This window comes from Actinomadura macra NBRC 14102 (assembly GCF_001552215.1).
Classification (GTDB): domain Bacteria; phylum Actinomycetota; class Actinomycetes; order Streptosporangiales; family Streptosporangiaceae; genus Spirillospora; species Spirillospora macra.
This window is the reverse complement of sequence record NZ_BCQT01000005.1, coordinates 59,528-80,826: the sequence shown is the minus strand read 5'-3', so window position 1 is coordinate 80,826 and position 21,299 is coordinate 59,528. Positions and strand designations below refer to the sequence as shown.

General features: G+C 71.4%; 20 protein-coding genes. 12 read left to right on the top strand and 8 right to left on the bottom strand.

The genetic code is table 11. The annotated features are described in order from the left end of the window. The first annotated feature begins 20 nt into the window (after positions 1-20). A complete protein-coding gene (locus AMA02S_RS08350) occupies positions 21-2,651 on the top strand; it encodes an AAA family ATPase (RefSeq protein WP_067454276.1) in 2,631 nt (876 codons plus the stop codon). 96 nt (positions 2,652-2,747) lie between these two features. Here the strand turns inward: AMA02S_RS08350 and AMA02S_RS08345 are convergent, their stop codons facing one another. Further along, positions 2,748-3,077, bottom strand: a complete 330-nt coding sequence (locus AMA02S_RS08345; protein ID WP_067454272.1) for an RICIN domain-containing protein — start codon at positions 3,075-3,077, stop codon at positions 2,748-2,750. 451 nt (positions 3,078-3,528) lie between these two features. Between AMA02S_RS08345 and AMA02S_RS08340 the strand changes: the two genes are divergently transcribed. Then, on the top strand, positions 3,529-3,888 hold the full coding sequence (locus AMA02S_RS08340; RefSeq protein ID WP_245667419.1) for a cupin domain-containing protein: 360 nt from the start codon (positions 3,529-3,531) through the stop codon (positions 3,886-3,888). A 113-nt stretch (positions 3,889-4,001) separates the two neighbouring features. Here AMA02S_RS08340 and AMA02S_RS08335 read toward each other — a convergent pair whose 3' ends face one another. Further along, a complete protein-coding gene (locus tag AMA02S_RS08335) occupies positions 4,002-5,033 on the bottom strand; it encodes a S1 family peptidase (protein ID WP_218004889.1) in 1,032 nt (343 codons plus the stop codon). 498 nt (positions 5,034-5,531) lie between these two features. Here AMA02S_RS08335 and AMA02S_RS08330 point away from each other — a divergent pair, with 498 nt between their 5' ends. Both AMA02S_RS08330 and AMA02S_RS08325 read left to right on the top strand, forming a co-directional pair. Further along, positions 5,532-6,419 (top strand): S1 family peptidase, encoded by an 888-nt coding sequence (locus tag AMA02S_RS08330; protein WP_169806793.1) that lies wholly within the window; start codon positions 5,532-5,534, stop codon positions 6,417-6,419. A gap of 443 nt (positions 6,420-6,862) precedes the next feature. Then, positions 6,863-7,225: a bleomycin resistance protein gene (locus AMA02S_RS08325; protein ID WP_245667406.1), complete on the top strand. Its 363-nt coding sequence runs from the start codon at positions 6,863-6,865 to the stop codon at positions 7,223-7,225. 49 nt (positions 7,226-7,274) lie between these two features. Here the strand turns inward: AMA02S_RS08325 and AMA02S_RS41515 are convergent, their stop codons facing one another. Further along, a complete protein-coding gene (locus AMA02S_RS41515) occupies positions 7,275-7,424 on the bottom strand; it encodes a hypothetical protein (RefSeq protein ID WP_157430470.1) in 150 nt (49 codons plus the stop codon). Between the two features lie 71 nt (positions 7,425-7,495). On the opposite strand from AMA02S_RS41515, the gene AMA02S_RS08320 reads away from it, so the two are divergent. Together AMA02S_RS08320 and AMA02S_RS08315 are read left to right on the top strand one after the other, a co-directional pair. After that, positions 7,496-8,587 (top strand): adenosine deaminase, encoded by a 1,092-nt coding sequence (locus tag AMA02S_RS08320; protein WP_067454258.1) that lies wholly within the window; start codon positions 7,496-7,498, stop codon positions 8,585-8,587. A gap of 7 nt (positions 8,588-8,594) precedes the next feature. After that, complete coding sequence (locus AMA02S_RS08315; RefSeq protein ID WP_067454255.1) at positions 8,595-9,269, top strand: PH domain-containing protein; 675 nt, start codon at positions 8,595-8,597, stop codon at positions 9,267-9,269. On the opposite strand, the gene AMA02S_RS08310 is transcribed toward AMA02S_RS08315, so the two are convergent. Genes AMA02S_RS08310 through AMA02S_RS08300 form a run of 3 tightly spaced genes read right to left on the bottom strand, consistent with a single transcriptional unit; the run spans position 9,262 to position 12,194 of the window. After that, positions 9,262-10,896: a phospho-sugar mutase gene (locus AMA02S_RS08310; RefSeq protein WP_067454253.1), complete on the bottom strand. Its 1,635-nt coding sequence runs from the start codon at positions 10,894-10,896 to the stop codon at positions 9,262-9,264. The genes AMA02S_RS08315 and AMA02S_RS08310 overlap by 8 nt on opposite strands. Further along, positions 10,893-11,693 (bottom strand): purine-nucleoside phosphorylase, encoded by an 801-nt coding sequence (locus tag AMA02S_RS08305; RefSeq protein ID WP_067454250.1) that lies wholly within the window; start codon positions 11,691-11,693, stop codon positions 10,893-10,895. The genes AMA02S_RS08310 and AMA02S_RS08305 overlap by 4 nt, the downstream gene beginning before the upstream one ends. 48 nt (positions 11,694-11,741) lie before the next feature. Next, entirely contained in the window at positions 11,742-12,194 is a 453-nt protein-coding gene (locus tag AMA02S_RS08300; RefSeq protein ID WP_067454736.1) for a gamma-glutamylcyclotransferase family protein, read from the bottom strand. Positions 12,195-12,265: 71 nt separating this feature from the next. Between AMA02S_RS08300 and AMA02S_RS08295 the strand changes: the two genes are divergently transcribed. Further along, complete coding sequence (locus AMA02S_RS08295; RefSeq protein ID WP_067454733.1) at positions 12,266-13,651, top strand: NAD(P)H-quinone dehydrogenase; 1,386 nt, start codon at positions 12,266-12,268, stop codon at positions 13,649-13,651. A gap of 164 nt (positions 13,652-13,815) precedes the next feature. On the opposite strand, the gene AMA02S_RS08290 is transcribed toward AMA02S_RS08295, so the two are convergent. Further along, complete coding sequence (locus AMA02S_RS08290) at positions 13,816-15,204, bottom strand: hypothetical protein (RefSeq protein ID WP_084264871.1); 1,389 nt, start codon at positions 15,202-15,204, stop codon at positions 13,816-13,818. A gap of 170 nt (positions 15,205-15,374) precedes the next feature. Further along, a complete protein-coding gene (locus tag AMA02S_RS08285; RefSeq protein WP_067454247.1) occupies positions 15,375-17,144 on the bottom strand; it encodes an acetyl/propionyl/methylcrotonyl-CoA carboxylase subunit alpha in 1,770 nt (589 codons plus the stop codon). Positions 17,145-17,363: 219 nt separating this feature from the next. Here AMA02S_RS08285 and AMA02S_RS08280 point away from each other — a divergent pair, with 219 nt between their 5' ends. The 5 genes from AMA02S_RS08280 to AMA02S_RS08260 all read left to right on the top strand — a co-directional run bounded on the left by AMA02S_RS08280 (position 17,364) and on the right by AMA02S_RS08260 (position 21,169). Continuing rightward, positions 17,364-18,410, top strand: coding sequence for an SPFH domain-containing protein (locus AMA02S_RS08280; protein ID WP_245667405.1), 1,047 nt, complete (start codon positions 17,364-17,366; stop codon positions 18,408-18,410). A 7-nt stretch (positions 18,411-18,417) separates the two neighbouring features. Beyond that, on the top strand, positions 18,418-18,747 hold the full coding sequence (locus tag AMA02S_RS08275) for a hypothetical protein (RefSeq protein WP_067454244.1): 330 nt from the start codon (positions 18,418-18,420) through the stop codon (positions 18,745-18,747). A 162-nt stretch (positions 18,748-18,909) separates the two neighbouring features. Then, entirely contained in the window at positions 18,910-20,016 is a 1,107-nt protein-coding gene (locus AMA02S_RS08270; RefSeq protein WP_067454240.1) for a GTP-binding protein, read from the top strand. A 44-nt stretch (positions 20,017-20,060) separates the two neighbouring features. After that, positions 20,061-20,603 carry a hypothetical protein gene (locus AMA02S_RS08265; protein ID WP_067454237.1) on the top strand — a complete coding sequence of 181 codons (543 nt, stop codon included), beginning with the start codon at positions 20,061-20,063 and terminating at the stop codon, positions 20,601-20,603. A gap of 293 nt (positions 20,604-20,896) precedes the next feature. After that, entirely contained in the window at positions 20,897-21,169 is a 273-nt protein-coding gene (locus tag AMA02S_RS08260; protein ID WP_067454234.1) for a WXG100 family type VII secretion target, read from the top strand. Positions 21,170-21,299 lie beyond the last annotated feature (130 nt).

Sequence of the window (21,299 nt, the reverse complement as noted above, 5' to 3'; positions counted from 1 at the left end):
CCGGGCGGCGAATAGCGGGTATGCGCGGTCTGGTGTCCGACTGGCCCTTCCTCGGGCGGGACGAAGAGCTCACGGTGATCGAGTCGGCGTTCGCTGACGGCGGTGCCGTCGCGGTCGTCATCGGTGGTCCCGCAGGTATGGGCAAGACGTGCCTGGCCAGGGAGGCGGTGTCGCACCTGGCCGCGGCCGGGTGCCGGGTCGAGTGGGTGACCGGGACGCTGTCGGCCGCGTCGGTTCCGTTCGGCGCGGTCGCTCATCTGCTGCCCGAACGGCTGCCGCCCGACGCTGATCGGTTAGGGCTGCTGAAGGCGGCTGCGGCGACCGTGGCCGGGTGGGAAGGGCGGGTGGTGATCGGTGTGGACGACGCCCACCTCCTCGATCCCGCGTCCGCGGCGGTCATCGGCCACCTGGCCACGAGACGGCTCGCGTTCTTCGTGGTCACCTCGCGGGACGGGACGCCGCTCCCGGACGCGGTGTCCACGCTGGTACGCCACGGCGAGGCGATCGACCTGGAGCTGCCGGCCCTGCCGTCCGCGACGGTCGACCGGCTCCTCGACCACAGCCTCGCCGGCCCCCTGGACGGAGCGAGCCGGCGGCGGTTGCGGCACATCGCGGAGGGAAATCCCCTGGTGCTGCGCGAGGTCCTGCGGGGCTGCCTCGCCTCCGATGCCCTCCGGCAGCACTACGGGGTCTGGCGGCTGGAGCGGGCCTACCGCGCCGAAGGCCAGGTCGCCGAGCTGATCGCCGGGCGGCTGGACGGGCTCGACGCGGCCACCCGGCTCGTCCTGGAGCTCGTCGCGTGCGGTGAACCGGTGGAGCTGGCGCTGCTGGAGAGGCTGGCCGGGACGACGGCCCTGTCGTCGGCCGAGGAGAGCGGCCTGGTCGCGGTCGAACGCGCCGGCGCCCGGCTCCTGGTCCGCTTCGCCCATCCGCTCTACGGCGAGGTGGTGCGGGCTCGGATGCCGGCCGGGCGTGCCCGGGACCGGTGGCGGCGGCTGGCCGGTGCCGCGCTCGCTGGGCCGTCCCGGCGGCGTAACGACGCCTTGCGGGCCGCGATCTGGCAGGTGCGGGGCGGGGCGGTGACCCGGCCGGACGTGGTGAGCGCCGGCGCCCTCCAGGCGGTCGGCTGGAGCGAGGTGATCTTGGCTGAGAGCCTGGCCCGCGCCGCCCGTGACGCGGCGCCGGGCGAGGACGCCGATCGGCTGCTCGCGCAGATCCTGGTCTACCGGGGACGCGGCGAGGAGGCCGCGGTCGTGCTGCCCGCGAAGGCGGCCAGCGGACCCGTCCGGACCAGGACGGCGATCACCGAGGCCGAGATGCTGTACTGGGCCGCCGGCGACGTGCGGGCCGCCGAGCGTGCCCTCGACGCGGTCGCCGACGAACCGGACGAAGAGCTGGCCCAAGGGCTGCGCTCATGGATCCTGCTGTTCGACAGGCGTTGCGCCGAGGCGCTGCGGGTCGCCCGGTACGTCCTCGCCAAGCCCGGCGCGAACCCGCTCGGGATCACCTGGGCGGCCACCGCCGGGGCCGCCGCGGCCGGTCTCCTCGGCAAAGGTGACGAAGCGGCGGAAATCCACCGGCATGGGCTGGCGGTCGCCACCGCGAACCGTACTGAGGTGCCCTGGGGCGTGGTCAACGTCGAGTACGGTCTCTGCCTGGCCCACCTGAGCATCGGCGATCTCGACCGGGCGTGGACGATCGCAGACAAGGGTTACCGGGACACCGTGGGCGTGGGCGCACCGCTCATGTCGGCCGGGTGGGCCGGTTTCCGGGGACTGGTCGATGTGGCGCGGGGGCGTCCGCAGCAGGCGGACGCGTCCCTGCGGGAGGCGGTGGCCGCCCTCGACGACAACGACATGTTCTGCTTCGTCCGCTGGTGCATCGCCGGGCTTGCCGGCGCCGCCGCACTGACCGGGGAGGTCGCGGAGGCCCGGTCCTGGCTCGACCAGGCGGACCGCCGCCGCGGCCCGGCCCCACGGCTGTTCGACCCCTGGATCGGGCGATGGCGGGCCTGGACGCTGGCGGCCGAGGGAGCGGCCGGCGAGGCCCTCGCAGCGGCGCGGCAGGCCGTGGCGGTGGCGGACGGCGCGCCCAGCGAGGAGGCGCTGGCCTGGTACGACGTGGCGCGGTTCGGTGGCGGCACCGATCTCGGCCGGCTCGGGGAGCTCGCCGACGCCCTGGGCACTCCGCTGGCCGCGGCGTTGGCCCGCGCCGCCGCCGGGCTGGCCGCCGGGGACGGCCGGGCCCTGGCCACTGCCGCGGACGAGCTCGCACTCCTGGGCCAGGACCTGCTGGCGGCCGAGATGACCGCGGCGGCGAGCCGGGCCTTCCGGCGGAGCGGCCTGCGCACCCGGGCCGAGGTGACCACCGCGCGGGCCGAGCAGCTACGGGCCGCCTGCCCTGACGCGCACACACCGCTTCTCGGTGATCTCTCCGTCGAGCTGCTGACCCCGCGCGAGCGGGAGATCCTGCTGCTGGCCGCCCAGCACAGCAGCAAGCACATCGCCGAGCGGCTCGATCTGTCCGTCCGCACGGTCGACAACGCGCTGAGCCGCGCCTACGCCAAGCTCGACCTGACCGGCCGGGGCGAGCTGCGCGCCCTGCTGGCCAGCGCGCGGGCACCTCGGCCACCATCGGACGGTGGATGGTAGGCATCCGATACCCGCGCGCTGGAGCACCGCCGCCCCGCACCGTCCGGCCGACCGGTGGCAGCCGGGGCCGCGGTGCAGCCCCTCCCTAGCGGGGTGCTACTGGGAGAGGAGGTTCCAGTGCCTGACCGCCGTATGGATGCGGTAGGCGACCCTGCATTCGTTGCCCTCGCGGCATTTGACGCCGAAGCTTTCGAAATACCAGAGCCGATTCGTCCCCTGGACGCAGTCGTACTTGCCGATCGGCGTCCCGTCAGCGGTGTTGCCGTTCGCTAAATCCATGCATTGGTTGTACTGGAGATTCTTGAACTGGAAGATCAGGTTGTCGGGCGGCCCCGCGCCGGCCGACGCCGGGTCCGCGGTCAGGGACAGCGCGGACAACGCCAGGCCGCCCGCGAACGATGCGATTTCGATCGCGTCGGGAACCACGTTCGGTCCTCCTGCGAGCCCCAACCATGGGTGAAGACTCCCCTTTCAGATCATCTGCGAGAGTCGCTTGTTGGGGCGATCGACGCCAATGGCGTGAAAGTCATTAGTTCAGACCGGGTGCCCGTGCGCCAGAGTAGGCGCATTACTCTAAAGTGCCGCGATTCCGGTTCAGCGTCTCCACGGGCGATCGGCGGGTCAGGCGGCAGAGCGGTAGCCCAAGACGAGGGTGCCGGAGCGGGCCGTGCCGGACCCGCCGTCTCGATCCTGAGCGTGGCGAGGTCGCTTTGCGCGATTCTTACGGTGTGGACGCGGCGACCGAGGCGGTGCCGCTGGACACCCCCTCGGGGCAAAGCGTTCGTCCCCGGCCGTGCAAGGAGGGCTCCCGGTGCCTTGACGCTGGTCAGCGCGGGTGCAAGCGTGGGGAATGATGGTGAAAGGGGGACCCATCGTGATGGAAATCAAGAGCATCGACAAGCCTGACGAGCGGCGGGACTTTCCCAAAGGGCATCTGGAGCTGCTCCAGATGACGGGCCTGGTCTTCGCCAGGGCGACGTTCGAGCCCGGCTGGCGCTGGACGGAGTCGCTGAGCGACATCTCGGGCACCGAACTGTGCGAGGTGCACCACAACGGTTACGTCGTCGAGGGCCGGATCCGGGTTCGGATGCGGGACGGCGCCGAGCAGGAGGCCGGCCCCGGTGACGCCTTCGTGGTCACACCCGGCCACGACGCCTGGGTCGTCGGCGACGAACCCTGCGTCGTGTTCGACTTCGCCGGAGGAATGGACGCCTACGCGAAGGCGACCGGTTCATAGTCGCCTGACCCCACCGGTCTCCGCGCCGCTGAGCGTGCTGAGCGCGCGGGGCGTGCGAAAGGGTGTGGGGCTCCCGACGGCCCGGGAGCCCCACAGGTGCGGAGGAACAGGGGTTACTTCAGGGTGAGGCCGCCTGCCTGCAACGCCTCGTCCAGCGGTTGGAAGTACGACTGGTAGTTGGTCTTGCAGGCGCCGGTGGTGCCGCCGGAGACGATGCCGACGGCGGTGGTGCCGCTCTGTAGGGAGCCGCCGCTGTCACCGGGCTGGGTGCAGGCGTTGGTCTCGATCAGGCCGGTGACGGTGCCCTCGGAGTAGTTGACCGTGCGGTCATAGCCGCGGATCGTCCCGGAGGTCGTGCCGGTCGTGGAGCCCTTCTTCTGGACCTGGGAGCCGACCGCCGGGCGGCCCACCTGGGTGAGCTGGGCGTTGCTGTTCTGCAGCGAGCCGTTGGCGACCCGGATCGTCCCGTAATCGTTGCCGGGGAAACTGGTGGTGTCCCGGTCGCCGATGGTCTGGCCGTCCTTGGTCGTCCAGCTGGCGTGGGCCTTGGTGCAGTGCCCGGCGGTGACGATGAAGTCCGTCCCGCCCTTGACGCCGATGGCCGACACCGAGCAGCGCGAGCCGCCCGAGATGATCGCGTCGCCGGGGCCGACCATCGGACGCGGCGCCGCCGCGACGCGCTTGATCTGGACGGTCTTGCCCAGCGACCGGGCGCGCTTCACGAACGCCTTGGTGGCGGCGTCGTTGTCGTCCTGGGGGACGCTGACGACGACCGTGTTGGAGATCACGTCGACGCCCCAGGAGAGCCCGGTGGTGCCCGCGGTTCCCGCGAGGCGGTCGAGCTCGGTCTTGGAGTCGGTCAGCGGCCGGATGCCGTTGTCGACGCGACGGGCGTGGGCTCCGGCGGCCGTGACCTGCTGGGCGGCGGCCGCGGTGGTGACGTTGACGACGAGGTTTCCGGCGCCGTCGACGTAGGAGCCCGCGTGCTGGGAGCCGAGCCGGCCGGTCAGCTGATCGGCCAGCGTCGTCTGGGGAGAATGAGCCTGCCGAACGGTTCCCGTCTGCTGGGTCTGGGCCGTTGCCGGAACGGCCCCGAATGCGGGGATGGTGATCAGCACCGCAGCACTCAACAGTGGGGTGGCCACGCGTTTGAGGTGCATTCCTCGGTTCACTCTTGTCCACCTTTCGCCACCGACCGCCGGTGGGCGTCGGCGGCAACCTGGGTTGCGGGGCACGCGCCTGACCACGCGAGATCGCCGGCACGAGGCTCGGGATCAGGGCGTGTGACAGCAAGGTACTTTGGCGAGCTGTCAGTAACCAGTTTCAGCCGTAACTGAAATTTCAGTGCATCCTGAATGCACACTTCCGGCCCATGTTTCGATGAATCCCGGCGATGAGCGTCGCTTTCCGGTATTTCACGGGGTGGGTCGCAGTTCTCGCGATCATTTCGGAGCAAAATCGCCCCCATGGATGTCACCCGGGCGGTACCCGCTCGGTACAGCCTCCTGTACCGCAATCGGCGCGCTGGCGGGATCGTCGGCCAGGGCCGGGACTTCTAGCGTCGAGGCACCGATCGTCAACAGATGATCCCGTCACCCGGGGGCTGGACGAGCGTTCCTCCGCTCCCATTTTCAGGAGGACCCGTGATCTCACGAATGTTCGCCATCACGAGAGCCATCGCCGGAGGGGCCCCCGCGAGCTCCCTCCGGCCGGCTCTCGTCGCGTCGGCCGTGACGCTGCTCGGACTCGGCCTGACGGCGCCGGCCGCGCGGGCCGAGCCCGGCCCGCCCAGGCCCGGCGACCCCGCGTCCACCATGATCATCGGCGGGCAGGACGCGACCGAGCCGTACTCGTTCATGGTCTCCGTGCAGGACCGGGCGGGACACTTCTGCGGCGGCAGCCTCATCACCGACCGGTGGGTGGTCACCGCCCGGCACTGCATCGAGAAGGAGAGGCCGGAGGACCTCCGGCTGCGCATCGGCAGCCTGCACAAGGACCAGGGCGGGGAGACCCGCGGTGTCGAGCGGCTGGCCTGGCATCCTCAGGGCGACACGGTCGCCCACGACATCGGGTTGATCAAGCTCGACCAGCCGGCCGCCGGCGCGCCGATCCCGCTGGACGTCCGGCAGCCCACCGGAACGCCCGTTCGGCTGCTGGGCTGGGGATGCATCGAGAGCGGCCAGTTCTGCGCCCCGGGCGGCGAACCCCCGGTGCTACAACAACTCGACTCCGCGATCCGCCAGCCCGCCGCCTGCACGGACCCCGACGAGCCCATCGACCCGGTCTCCGAGGTCTGCACCGGCAACGCCGAGACCAAGGCCGGTCCCTGCTTCGGCGACTCCGGCGGCCCACTGCTGCGCGGTACTCCCACCGGCTGGCGGCTCATCGGCGCGTTCAGCCGGGTCGAGACCTCACCCCCGGGCCCGGGGGAGCCGGATGAGGGCCCAAACTGCCGTAGCGGAGAGGGCATCTACACCGACGTGCCCGCGCACCAGGAGTGGATCAACAGCGTGGTGTCACCGACGTCCTAGAACATCCGGACATCCGCCCCGGCGCGCCACAGTCGCGCCGGGGCGGCACCCATCGGCGCAGCGGACGGCCTCAGGACTTCAGCTGGGTGAAGCGGATGTGGTTGCCGAAGGGGTCGCGGTTACCGCAGTCGATCCCGTATGGGCGCTCGGTGGGCTCCTCGGTGAACTCGACGCCGCGGCCCAGCAGCGTCTCGTAGGTCTTGCGGCATGGCGGTGAACATGTACGTCACGCTAACGCGGCGGGGCGCCTGGAAACTTATCCGAAACTGCTCGGACGGCGGTCAGGCGGTCGGCCGCGTCCACGCCATCGTGAAGCACGTCGGCACGCTCACCGCCGCGGCCTGCTTGCGGTACGCCCTCGGCAGCCCGGCCGACGATGGCGCCGAACGTGCGGCTGAAGTGTCCGAAGGGCGGGTTACCGTGGCGGGATGGAGGAGCATGCGGTGCCTATCCTGCCTAGCCGGGACCTGGATGAGACGTTGGGCTTCTATTCGCGGCTCGGGTTCGAGGAGCGGGGGTCGTGGCCGGAGTACGGCTACCTGATTGTGGCCCGGGGGAGTGTGCAGTTGCACTTCTCGCACCAGACCGATGTCGATCCGCTGACCACCGCCGCCAGCTGCTACCTCTACGTGGCGGACGCGGACGCGGTGCATCGGGAGTGGGCCGAGATCGGCGTGCCCACTGATCGCGCCACGGGCAGCCGGTTGGTGGCGCCCGTGGACACCGGCTACGGGATGCGCGAGTTCGCGCTGGTGGACCGTAGCGGAAATCTGCTGCGCATCGGCAGCCCGACCGCTCCCCGCTGAGGGCTGGGCCGCCGCGGCTGCATCACCGGAGACGGCGCGCCGGCCGCCTCTAGTCCTCGTAGCGGGTGATCGCCCGATCCCAGGTCTGGGTGTCCTTGCCGTCGCCGAAGGGCACGGTGATCGCCTTGTCCGCAGGCCAGGTGCCGAACCGGTCTCGATCGCTGGATCCGAGGACGGCGGCTTCTGGACGCCGCTGCACGGGACGTGATCTGGGCCGTCGGCCGTGAGAATGGCAGGTGAGAAGGGGGTTCCTGGCGGTAGTTTCTAGAGATGAGCGATCGGCCCACACTCGACGAAATCCGGCGCGCGCCCAAGGTGCTGCTGCACGACCATCTCGACGGCGGCGTCCGTCCCGCGACCATCGTGGACCTCGCGCGCGAGTGCGGGTACGTGGACCTGCCGACCATGGACGCGGACAACCTGCGCACGTGGTTCGAGGAGGCGGCCAACTCGGGGTCGCTGGAACGGTATCTGGAGACGTTCTCCCACACCGTGGGGGTGATGCAGTCCGCCGAGGCGCTCACGCGGGTGGCCTACGAGTGCGCCGAGGACCTCGCGAACGACGGGATCGTCTACGCGGAGGTCCGGTACGCGCCCGAGCAGCACGTCAGCACGGGGCTGACGCTGGAGCAGGTCGTGGAGGCCGTCCTGGACGGGTTCGCGCAAGGGCGCCGGGAGTACGGAATCCGTGTCGGGACGCTGGTCACGGCCATGCGGCACCAGGCGCGGAGCAAGGAGATCGCGGAGCTGGCCGTCCGGTACCGCGACTCGGGTGTCGTCGGGTTCGACATCGCCGGGGCGGAGGCGGGCTACCCGCCCACCCGGCACCTGGACGCGTTCGAGTACCTCCAGCGGGAGAACGCGCACTTCACCATCCACGCGGGTGAGGGCTTCGGGCTGCCGTCGATCTGGCAGGCGATCCAGTGGTGCGGCGCCGACCGGCTCGGGCACGGCGTGCGGATCATCGACGACATCAAGGTCGAAGGGGGAGAGCCGCGGCTCGGACGCCTCGCCGACTATGTCCGCGACAAGCGGATCCCGCTGGAGATGTGCCCCACGTCCAACATCCAGACCGGCGCCGCGAAGTCGATCGCCGAGCACCCGATCGGGTTGCTGCGGCGGCTCAGCTTCCGGGTCACGGTGAACACCGACAACCGGCTGATGGGCGGCACGACGCTGTCGGAGGAGTTCGCCAAGCTCGCGGACGCGTTCGGGTACGGGTGGGACGACCTGCAGTGGTTCACGGTCAACGCGATGAAGTCCGCGTTCGCGCCGTTCACCGAGCGCCTCGAACTGATCAACGGGGTGATCAAGCCCGGTTTCGCGCAGCTCAAGTGGAGCGGCACCCGTCCACTGGCATGATCGGGCCATGCCTGATCGTGCTTTGACCATTCGCTCCACCGGCGGGCGTGTCGCCGCTGTCGCCTGGTTCGTGTTCGCCGTGCTGAACTTGCTGGACCTCGCGTTCAACCTCACCGGCAAGGGCGGCCCGCACTACACGGTGACGTCGGCGACGATCGCGGTCCTGCTGCTGCTCGGCTGCGGGATCGCCTACGTCGCCGGGCTCCGTCCCGCGATCATCGGGGACGCGGAGGCCGTCACGATCCGCAACCCGCTGCGGGACGTGTGGGCGCCGTGGCGTGCCGTGCGGGAGATCCAGGGCACGCACGCGGTGATCGTCCAGTTCGCCGGGCCGGACGGGGCGGAGCTGAAGGCGCGGGCGTGGGTGCATCAGACCTCGCCCCGCGCCCAGGCCAAGGCGGAGGCGCGGGCCCGGCGCGACGAGCAGCACAGCAAGGTCCCCGGCGCCCAGCTCAAGGGGCGGACGCCCGCCGTCTACGCGGCGCAACAGCTCAACGAGATCCGTGACAGGAACCGGCCCCGGACGCGGTCGGGGGCACCGGACAAGGCGGCCGCGGCCAAGGCGGCCGGGGACGCGACGCCGGCGCGGGGCGCGATCACGTGGTCGATTCCCGCGCTGGCGTCGCTGGCCGTTCCCTGCGTACTCCTGGTCGTGCTCGGCGTGGTGGCGGCGCTTAACTGAGGGCCAGCGCGGCGGAGACATCCGCGCGCAGGGTCTCCAGTTCGGCGGCGGCCCGCGCGCGCGTCGCCTCGACGCCGCCCTCCGTGGGGAGGACGACCTCCAGGTAGCACTTGAGCTTCGGCTCCGTCCCGGACGGGCGGATCACGACGCGTGCTCCGCCCGCGAGGCGGAACCGCAGCCCGTCGGTCGGCGGGAGGCCGCCGTCGCCGCGGGACAGGTCGTCGGACGACTCGACCGCGCGTCCGCCGAATTCGGCGGGCGGGGCGGCGCGCAGCCGGGCCATCGCCCCCGCGATCAGCGACAGGTCCTCCACCCGGACGGACAGCTGCGCCGTCGCGTGCAGCCCGTACCGGCGGGCCTGGTCGTCCAGGAGGTCGAGCAGCGTGCGGCCGTCCCGCTTCGCCCCGGCGGCGAGGGCGGCGACCGCGAGGGCCGCGCCGATGCCGTCCTTGTCGTTGACGAGGACGCCCCGGTCGTCGCCGACGCTGTAGCCGAGGGCCTCCTCGTAGCCGAACACGAGCCGGTCGCCCGGCCGCCCCGCCTTCATGATCCACTTGAAGCCGGTGAGGGACTCGGCGAACCGGACGCCGTGCTCGGCCGCGATGGCCCCGAGCAGGGATGACGACACGATGGTCGTGACGACCAGCCGGTCGTCGCCGGAGGTGTGCCGCAGGACGTGCTCGGCCAGCAGCCCGCCGATCTCGTCCCCGGTCAGGGCCCGCCAGCCGCCCGGCCCCGGGACGGCGACCGAGCAGCGGTCCGCGTCCGGGTCGTTCGCGATCACCAGGTCGGCGCCGCGCGCGGCGGCCAGGGCCAGCGCCAGGTCGAGCGCGCCGGGCTCCTCCGGGTTGGGGAAGGCGACGGTCGGGAAGTCGGGATCGGGGTCGGCCTGCTCCGGGACGACGGTGAGGGCCGGGAACCCGGCGCCGGCGAACGCCTGGAGCAGCGTGTCCCGTCCGACGCCGTGCAGGGGCGTGTAGACGATCTCGATGTCGCGGTCGTCGCCGAGGTCAAGGCCCGTCACCGCGTCCAGGTAGAGGGACACGTCGTTGTGGACGGGCCAACCCTCGCCGAGGGGCAGCTCGTCCACCCGCCCGACGGCGTCGATCGCGGCGGAGATCTCCGCGTCCTGCGGCGGGACGATCTGCGCGCCGTCTTCCCAGTAGACCTTGTAGCCGTTGTCGCGCGGCGGGTTGTGGCTCGCGGTCACCATGACGCCCGCGACCACGTCGTCGAACGCCCGCGTGAAGTGCGCGAGGACGGGCGTCGGCACCGGCTCGGCGAACACCTCGGGCCGCAGCCCAGCCCCGGCCAGGACCGCCGCCGTGTCCCGCGCGAACTGCCGGGACCCGTGCCGCGCGTCGAATCCGACGATCACCCGGCCGTGCCGCGGCAGCCGTGCCGCGAGACCGGCGGCGGCGCGCATCACCGTCACCCGGTTCATCCGGTTCGGCCCGGCGCCCAGTTCGCCCCGCAGGCCGGCCGTCCCGAACTCCAGCCGCGCGCCGAAGCGATCCGCGAGGGCGCGGTCGTCGCCCGCGTCCAGGATCGCCCGCAGCTCGGCGCGGGTCACCGGGTCGGGATCTTGCGCCAGCCACTCCTCAGCAGATTCCCGCAGGTCGCTCATATCTTGGACAGTACGGTGCCGAGCAGGGCGCCCATGCGGCCGGCGGCGGCACGGCCCGCCTCCAGGACCTCCTCGTGGTCCAGGGGCTCGCCCGCGAGGCCGGCCGCGATGTTGGTGACGAGCGAGATGCCGAGGACGTCCGCGCCGCCCTGGCGGGCCGCGATCGCCTCCAGGACGGTGGACATGCCGACCACGTCGGCGCCCAGCGTCCGCAGCATCCGGACCTCGGCGGGCGTCTCGTAGGTCGGGCCGCGCAGCGCCGCGTACACGCCCTCCGACAGCGACGGATCGATCTCCTTGGCGAGGGTCCGCAGCCGGCCCGAGTACACCTCGGTCAGGTCCAGGAACGTGGCGCCGGTCAGCGGGTTCGCGCCCGACAGGTTCAGATGGTCGGAGAGCAGCACCGGGTCGCCCACCTGCTGGTGCTCGGGCCGCAGCCCGCCCGCCGCGTTGGTCAGCACCATGGTGCCGACGCCCGCCGCCAGGGCCGTCCGGACGCCGTGCACCACCGCGTCGACGCCGCGTCCCTCGTACAGGTGCGTCCGGCCGAGGAACACCAGCGCGCGGCGCCCGCCGCAGTCCACGACCCTGAGCCGGCCCGCGTGGCCCTCCACGGCGGGCGGGGCGAACCCCGGCAGCTCGGTGAAGGGCAGCTCGGTGATGGTCTCGCCGAGCGCGTCGGCTGCCGGCACCCAGCCGGAGCCCATCACCAGGGCGGCGTCGAAGGAATCGAGGGACGTGCGTTCGCGCAGCAGGTCAGCCGCGTCTCGTGCCAGTGCAAAGGTGTCGTTGCTCACGAAGGTGACATTACCGGTAAGACCACCCGTTTCGGTAAAGTGGGGTCCCTACTCCCCGAGTGACTTGCACGGCCGATTGCGCAGGTCCTTGACGTAGTCGTCGGGCGCGCCGGCCTTCTCCGCCGCGTCGGCGAGGATGCCGAGATAACGCGCGGACGGCAGCCCGCCCTCGTAGTCGTCGAGGACGTAGAGCCAGCACAGCGCGTCCCCGTCGAGCGTCTGCACGCGAATTCTGATCTTGTGATAGACGTTCAGCGCGGCGCCCTCCCAGGCGTCGAGCTCCTTCTCGTCCCACGCGGGCACGTCGTACATCACGACGAAGACCTGTTCGGAACGGTCCTCCACCACCGTGGCGAGGGCACCGTCCCATCCCTTGTCCTGCCCGCCGAAGGTGAGCCGCCAGCCGGTGAGCCAACCGGTGCCGCGCATCGGGGAATGCGGAGCCCGGCTCGCCATCTGCTCGGGATCCATGTTGGAGGCGTACGCCGCGTACAGAGCCACGTTGGCCAAGCGTACGCCACTGGAGGAGGGTCGGGACGGGTCACTGCCGCCAGTAGGAAACAATGGAAGACGTGACCCGCATCGTGATCATCGGAGGAGGCCCGGGCGGCTACGAGGCCGCGCTCGTCGCGGCGCAACTCGGCGCCGACGTGACCGTCGTGGAGCGCGACGGCCCGGGCGGCGCCTGCGTGCTCACCGACTGCGTCCCCTCCAAGACGCTCATCGCCACCTCGACCCGCATGGCGGTCATGTCGGAGTCGGAGGGCCTCGGCCTGCGCTTCAGCGGCGGCCCCGACGGCATCGTCGGCGGCCTGGAGGCCGACATGGCGACGGTCAACAAGCGCGTGAAGGACCTCGCACGGGCGCAGTCGTTCGACGTGGCCGAGCGCCTCGCCTACGAGGAGGTCAAGATCGTCCGAGGCGAGGCGCGGCTGGTGGAGCCGCACGTCGTCGCCGTCGGCGACCGGCGCATCCGGGCCGACATCGTGCTGCTGGCGACCGGGGCGACGCCGCGGGTGCTGCCCGGCGCCGAACCGGACGGCGAGCGCATCCTCAACTGGCGCCAGCTCTACGACCTGCCGGAACTGCCCGAGGAGCTGATCGTCGTCGGCTCCGGCGTGACCGGCGCGGAGCTGGCCGGCGCCTACCTGTCGCTCGGATCGAAGGTCACGCTCGTGTCCTCGCGCGACCGGATCCTGCCCAGCGAGGACGCCGACGCCGCGTCGGTGCTCCAGGACGTCTTCCTGCGGCGCGGGATGAACGTCATGTCGCGCTCCCGGGCCGCCGGTGTGGAGCGGTCGGGGAACGGCGTGATCGTCACCCTGGAGGACGGGTCGAAGGTCGAGGGCACCCACTGCCTGATGACCGTGGGCATGGTCCCCAACACCCAGGGCATCGGCCTGGAGGACATCGGCGTCCGCTGCGACTCCCGCGGGTTCGTGGAGGTCGACAAGGTGTCGCGGACGTCCGTCCCGCACATCTACGCCTCTGGCGACTGCACCGGCGTCCTGATGCTGGCCTCCGTCGCGGGCATGCAGGGCCGCATCGCGATGTGGCACGCGCTCGGCGAGGCCGTCCAGCCGCTGAAGCTCGGCTGGGTCGCCTCCAACATCTTCACCGACCCGGAGGTCGCCTCGGTCGGCGTCACCCAGCACATGGTCGACTCCGGAGACGTCAACGCCCGGACGGTCATGCTGCCGCTGTTCACCAACGCGCGCGCCAAGATGCAGGGCTTCGAGGACGGCTTCGTGAAGCTGTTCTGCCGCCCGTCCACGGGGATCGTCCTCGGCGGAGTCATCGTGGCGCCGCGTGCGAGCGAGCTGATCCTGGGCGTGTCGATCGCCGTCCAGCAGCACCTGACGGTCGACCAGGTGGCCCACACGTTCGCGGTCTACCCGTCCCTGTCGGGCAGCATCACCGAGGCGTCCCGCCGCCTGATGTCCGAACACGCGTACTGATCTAGTGCAATCTCGGCCCAGGGGCTCGCCTGGCGGCTCGCCCTTGACCGTGCTTGGGCGAGCGCTCCATCGCTTCGCGATCTTCCCGGCGGGCTCGCCTCCGGCTTTGCCTCACCGGTCAGCTAGCGCGCTCGCGTGACCGCTGAGGTCGCCTTTCGGTGACCCTAGAAGCCGCCGAAGTCGCCGCCTCCGCCGAAGTCGCCGCTGCCGAAGTCCCAGCCGCCGCCCACATCGCCGCCGTCGCCGCCGAAGCCGCCGCCGTCGCCGCCTCCACCCCAGCCGCCGCCCCAGCCTCCGCCCATCATCGAGCCGAGCATGGTGCCGATCATCATGCCGCTGAGCAGGTCGATCCCGCCGTAGCCGTAGTAGTAGCCGCCGGCGTACGGGGCGTACGCGGGCCCGGCGTTCCAGTACGGACGGCGTTCGCCGTTGTAGGGAACCATGCGGACGTCCGGGTCGCCGCCCTGAAGGACTGCCTCGGCGTCCGCGGCGCACGCGGGGACGGAACGCGCCGTCCCGCCCGGAGGCGCCCAGGTGACGTCCTGGACGGACGGCCCGTGCTGCGGGTTGAAGAAGCATGGGGCACGCCGCTCGGGGACGGGTTCACCGTCCAGGCGTGCGCGCGTGGCCGTCATGTAGTACCGACCGTCCTCCAGTGCCGTCGTGACCTGCTGCATGTCGTCGGGCCTGGTGGCGCGCTCACTGGCCGTCTTGGCGCTGTCATAGGAGTTCATGGCGTGCTCGTAGTCGGACCTGGTGTCGGGGTCGAGCTTCTGGTCCATGACGTTGAGGTCCAGGCGGGCGATGTCCTCACCGAGGAGCGTCACGTCCTCCTGGACGCCGCGCTTCAGGTCGGCCATCTGCTGGGCCTGCTGCACCCGGCGGCGCTTGCGGACGACCAGGAACGCGCCTGCGGCCCCGGCCACCACCAGGATCAGCACGCCGAGCATCACGAACCCGCCGATCGCGCTGGAGCGGGCCTGGTCGTCGACCTTCTTCTCGGCGAGGTCCCCGAACTGGATCAGCCGGTCCTTCAGCGGGAGCCCATTGGTGCGCGTGACGAGCTGGTTGATCTCCTTGGTGTCGAGCTTCTTGGAGATCCCGCCCATGCGCTTGCCGTCGGCGGTGACCGCTACGTACGTCTGGCCCTTGCCGACGCGATCCGCGACGCCCTTGAGCATCTGGCCGACCTCGGTGCGGGGGACGTCGTTGCGGACGACGACCGCGCGGATGTCGGCGTCGCCGTCGCGTCCGAGGGCGGCCTTGACCTGTGTCTGGTCGGCGGGCGTCAGCGCGTTCCCGGCCCCGCTCGTCACGTACAGCCGGGAGTCGATGAGGCCCTTGGCGATCTGCCCGATGTTGTCGTCGGCCCGGGCGGGGGCCGCCGCCGCGGCGACGGTGTGACCGGCCGGGGGCGCGGCGTGCGCGGCCGCTACCGGCAGGACGAGGCCGAGTGCCAGCAGGACGGCCGTGATGATTATCGTCGCCGCACCGCGGCGGGCCGTGCGGCTGCCGTGCGCCTGGGTGAGACGGGCCTGAGTCTTGGAGCTCATGATGACTGTCTGCCCCCTTTACCAGCTAAGACGTCCGGGCGCGGCGACTCGTTCCCGCACCGTTCGTCTTGCTGACCATGGAGCTGCCCGGTGAATCGCCGGAGAACCGTCTTGTCCCAGCCGGTATGACGGAGGGGCGCCCCGGCGGGGCACCCCTCCCGTCCCTGCGCTTAGGAGTCCTTGATCTCGCAGATGACCGCGCCGCTGGAGACCGTCTGCCCCACCTCGGCGGCCAGGCCGGTGATCGTCCCACCCTTGTGCGCCGTGAGCGGCTGCTCCATCTTCATCGCCTCCAGGACGACGACGGTGTCGCCCGCGGCCACCACGGCGCCGTCCTCGACAACGATCTTGACGATGGTGCCCTGCATCGGGCTGACCAGGGAGTCCCCGGACGCCTGGACCCCGCCGCCCTTCTTGCCGCCGCGCCGCCGGCCGGGTGCCGCCTGACCGGCGGCCGGCGCGGTGGAGGCGCCGAGCCCCGCGGGCAGGACGACCTCGATGCGCCGGCCCCCGACCTCGACGGTGACGCGCTCCCGCTCGGCCTGCTCCGCCTCGTCGGCGGCGGGCGCGGCCGGGTAGGGCTCGATCTGGTTGTCGAACTCGGTCTCGATCCAGCGCGTGTGGACGGAGAAGGGCGTCGTGTCGCTGTCCGGGACGAACGCCGGATCGTCCAGGACGGCGCGGTGGAACGGCAGCACGGTCGGCATGCCGTCGATGACGAACTCGGCGAGCGCGCGGCGGGACCGCTCGACCGCCTGCCGGCGGGTGGCGCCGGTGACGATCAGCTTGGCGATCAGCGAGTCGAACTCCTGCGGGACGGTCTGCCCCGCGCCGTAGCCGGTGTCGAGCCGGACGCCGGGGCCGGTCGGCGGCTCCCAGGCCGTCAGCGTGCCGACGGCGGGCAGGAACCCGCGGCCGGCGTCCTCGGCGTTGAGGCGGAACTCGATGGAGTGTCCGCGCAGTTCCGGGTCGCCGTAGCCGAGCTCCTCGCCATCGGCGATCCGGAACATCTCCCGGACGAGGTCGACGCCCGCGACCTCCTCGGTGACGGGATGCTCGACCTGGAGGCGCGTGTTGACCTCCAGGAAGGAGATCGTCCCGTCCTGGCCGACGAGGAACTCGCACGTGCCCGCCCCGACGTACCCGGCCTCCTTCAGGATGGCCTTGGACGAGCGGTACAGCAGGTCGAGCTGCTCGTCCGACAGGTACGGCGCCGGGGCCTCCTCGACGAGCTTCTGGTGCCGCCGCTGGAGCGAGCAGTCACGCGTCGACACGACCACCACGTTCCCGTGCTGGTCGGCGAGGCACTGGGTCTCCACGTGCCGGGGCCTGTCCAGGTAGCGCTCCACGAAGCACTCGCCGCGCCCGAAAGCGCTCACCGCCTCGCGGACCGCGGACTCGTACAGCTCGGGGACCTCGTCGAGAGTGCGGGCGACCTTCAGGCCGCGCCCGCCGCCGCCGTACGCTGCCTTGATCGCGATGGGCAGCCCGTTCTCGCGGGCGAACGCGACGACCTCGTCCGCGCCCGACACCGGGTCCTTGGTGCCGGCGACCAGCGGCGCGCCGACCTTCTGGGCGATGTGCCGGGCCTGGACCTTGTCGCCGAGCGCGGTGATCGCGGCGGGCGGCGGACCGATCCAGGTCAGTCCCGCGGCCTGTACGGCCGCGGCGAAGTCGGCGTTCTCGGCCAGGAAGCCGTAGCCCGGGTGGACGGCGTCCGCGCCGGCGTCGGCTGCGATCTTCAGCAGCTTGCCGATGTCGAGGTAGCTCTCGGCGGCGGTCCGCCCGCCGAGGGCGAACGCCTCGTCGGCGACCCGAACGTGCAGCGCCTCCAGATCCGGCTCGGCGTACACCGCCACGCTGGCCAGCCCCGCGTCGTGACAGGCACGGGCTATACGGACCGCGATCTCACCGCGGTTGGCGATCAGGACCTTGCGCACGTGGGTCTCCTCCCTAGCCTTGCACGCGCAGTCTAGATAACCCCTGTCCGGGGATTTCGTAAGCCCCTCGTTATGGACGGTTTCGCTCATGAGTGTGGGGTTACGGCGGGGTTCAACGGCATATATCCGCCTGAACCACCGGATCCGCGACAGACTCCCGTCCGTCTGAACAGCGAACCCGCGGGCCGCAACGGCGCGCGATGGGAGAGGAGTCGGGACGTGGCCAAGAAGGAGTCGACCGCTGCGAAGGGCGCCGGGACGGCCGGACTGCGGGCGCCGCGCAGGCGTACCGCCATCGTCATCGCGGTCGTCCTGGTCGTGGTGGTGTGGCCCGCGCTGAGCGCCTTGCTCGGCGGGTACGAGCGGACGAGCGGCGGGGAGATCGCGGTCGTCCGCAACGGCGGGTTCTTCGACAACAACCGGATCCGCCAGGTCATCGACCCCGGATCCGGCCGTACCTGGGTCGGCCTCTACTCCAAGGTCCACAAGTACCCGGCGCAGCAGCGCTTCTACACGATCACCTCCGACGCGCGTAAGGGCGAGGAGTCCGGCGTGGACGTCGTCACCGTCCCCAGCGCGGACGGCGTCAACATGGGCATCGAGGGCACCCTCTACTTCACCCTCAACCAGGACCACCAGTCGCTTCGGGCGTTCGACGACAAGTACGGCACCCGCAAGTTCCGCAGCGCCGACGGCAAGACCTACTCCCCCTTCGACGGCGACAAGGGATGGTCGGCGTTCCTCGACCAGATCGTCCGGCCGGTGATAGACAACGACCTGCGCAGCCAGATCAACAGCTTCCGCTGCGCCGAGCTCGTCTCGTCCTGCGCACTGGTGCAGAACACCTCCGCGCCGACCGTGCCCACCCCTCCGCAGACGCCGCGGCAGCCCGGGCAGCAGCCGCAGAGCAACAACGCCAACATCGCCAAGGTCCAGAACTCGATCAACACCAGCCTCGCCGCCGACCTGGAGCAGACCCTCGGCGGCAAGTTCGTCACCAACATCCACTTCAACCTGGTGCGGGTCACGCTGCCGTCGAAGGTGCAGGACGCCGTGGACCGCGCCCAGGCCGCGTTCGCACAGGTCAGCGAGGCGCAGGCGAAGGTGGCGACGGCCAAGGCGGAGGCCGCGGCGAACAAGGCGCGCCAGGACGGCTACAACAAGTGCCCGACGTGCGCGAGGATCGAGGAGCTGAAGGCGCTCCCGCAGGGCATCACGGTCTACGCCCCCGGCAACCCCAACGGCTCGCTCCTCCCGCGGAGGTGAGGCGGCGGTGCGGTTCCTGATCATCCTGGCGTTGCTCGCCGTCGCGGCCGTGGTGGTGGTCCTGCTGCTGTACGCGTTCGGTGGGCTCGCCCCCGACGGCCGGCGGCGGCCCGGCCCGTCCGCGCGCTGGGAGACCCACACCGAGGCCTCGGGCGGCGCCACCGCGGTCGTCGTCCGCCAGGTCACCCGGGACGCCTCCGGCGGCCTGCTGGACGAACTCGGCCGCCAGACCGTCGCCACCATCCCGGACGGCGATCCGGACTGGGACACCCGCTACCACGAGGCCATGGCCGAAGCCCGCTCCCGCGTCGCCGCGCTGGAGGTCGAGTCCGGCTGATGCGCGCCCGAGCGATGCGAAGGCCCGCACCTCCCCGAAGGTGCGGGCCTTCTTTCACGCGACCGGCCCCGAGCCGGCGCGCGCTTTCCTCCCCGATGGGCCGTGCGGACGCGTCATTCGTGCGAACATAACGATAACGGTTTTCGCTTTGGGAGGAGCGGCGTGCCGAGCATCCCCGTTGTCATCGTGTCCGGCCTGCACGCCGACGCCCGCGGAGAGACCGTCGACCGGCTCCTGGCGTCCGCCCCGCACTCCGTCGCCGTCCACCACGATCTCCGCGGCATCGCCGGTGGACAGGTCGAGCGCGTCGTCATGGACGCGTGGGGAGTCCGGGAGCGTGCCGACGTGCGCGTCGACCACGGCTGCGTGTCCTGCACCCTCCGCGAGGACGTCCTGCCCACCGTCGCCCGGCTGTCGGCCGACGCGAGCCTCGTGGTCATCGAGACCTGGGAATCCGTCGATCCCGGCATCGTCGCCCCCGAGCTGGACAGGATCACGGGTGTCCATCTCGCGGGCGTCCTGACCGCCGTCGCCCCCGGCCCCCTCCTGGAGGACCTGGCCTGCGCCGACCCGCTCGGCACCCGCGCCCTCGCCGCCGCCCCCGACGACGACCGCTACGTCGCCGAGACGCTCGCGCGGCAGATCGAGTACGCGTCCGGCCTCGTCCTGTCCTCGCCGGGCGATCTGGCGGAGACCGTCCTCGAACACCTCGGCGCTGGTACGCCGGTGACCCTCCTGGACGAACTGCTGCCGCCCGTCGTCCCGGTCTCCGCCGCCGACCTCGCCGCCAAGGTCTCCCCGGCCACCCTCCGGCTGCCCTGCGACCTGGAGTCGGACGGCCTCGCCACCGTCCTGTGGCGCCGGCTCCGCCCGCTGCACCCCGGCCGGCTCCACGACGCCCTGCGCGACCTCGCCGCCGGCGCCGTGCGGAGCCGGGGCCGCATCTGGATCGCCAACCGTCCGAACACCCTGCTGTCCTGGGACTGCGTGGCCGGCCTCCTCATGATCGAGGACCACGGCCCCTGGCTCGCCGCCCGCCCGCGCGCCGCCTGGACGGAGGAACCGCCCGCCCGGCGGGCCGCCGCCACGCTCGACTGGCGGCCGAAGCTCGGCGACCGGACCCAGCTGATCTCCTTCACCGGTCCGGCGGTCGACCGGGCCGCCCTCTGCACCCTCCTGGACGGCTGCCTCCTCACCCACGACGAGATGCTCGCCGGATCCACCGCCTGGGAGACCTACACCGACCCCTTCGCGGGAGTCCTCGGCTAGTCCGAGGCGGTGTATGTTCGCCTCGGATCCAGCGGAGGAGGCCGATGGTTCGCCAGTGGACCAGGGCCGGCCTGGCGATCGTCCTGGCCGGCTGCGCGCTGCTGCCCGCGTCGTCCGTCGTCCGGCGGACCTCGCCCGATGTGGACGCCGAGACCACCCGGCAGCTGACAGCCGCCGCGAGCACCCTGCTGGAGCGCCGCTCCCAGGCACTCGTCCAGCAGCGGCACCACGACCGGAGTTCCCCCACCGAGATCCTCGGCGTGCGCATCTCGCCGCGCGTGGCCCATGTCCAGGAACGGGCCGTCCGCGAACTGGAGACCCGCAACCGTGCGCCGGTCGAGGGCGGCCCCGCCTACACCGGCGCCCGTACCCGCCTTGACGGTGGCAAGGCCACCCGGACCGGCGACCGCATCACCCTGGAGGCCGTCGAGCACACCGAGGTCCGCTACGACAGCGGCAAGCTCACCCAGTTGGTCCGGCGCCGCTTCGAGTTCCGGACCCGGGGCGAGCAGATCACCTTGATCGGCGAGCGCGTCCTCGACCCGGCCGCGCGTCCGGTGAACGACCCGGACCTCCCCACCCGCTGAGGTGCGCTTTCCGGGCAATGAAGTGTTTCCCGGATAATGCACTGTCCAGCTCGCTCTGAAAACTCCTTGACGTACGGTAATGATGCACGTCACGGGATTGCGCTACGTCACCTACGGCGGCGTAAACGCCCACCTGGTGGGCTGTAGTTGTCCACATCCGGACAAGGTTCGATGGCGGGATTGTGGCCGTTTCGGAGGTGCGGCCGCTGGATTCAGGTGATCGTAGGGGCGTAGGCTGTCGCCATTCTTGACGGCAGGGCAGAGAAAGCGTTCCGGCGACGAAAGGTCGAACGGTGAGCGGTGACAAGCGCGGCGCCAACATCGGCGAACTGGAAGAGCTGTCCCGGATCTTCAGCAAGCACTCACGCAACCTCGATGCACTGATCAAGGATCTCAACGGCCGGACGGTCAGCAGTTCTCAGGTCTGGTGGGGGCCAGGCGCCGACCGGTTCCGCTCGGCCTGGGCCGAGGCCAAGACCGCATTCGACAAGATGGCTCTCGCCCTCGAACAGGGCGGCCAGGACATCAAGAAGTCCCAGCAGAACATCGAGGCCGCCACCCGCTGACGCCTCGCCCCCCAAGGACCGCGGGTCCCGGCCCATCCCCCCGAGGCCGGGACCCGCCTTTTTGTGCCCGCCATCACCCGCCCTGGCGAACTCTCACAACGAACGCAGGCGAAAGCCCCTGGTCGGCGAC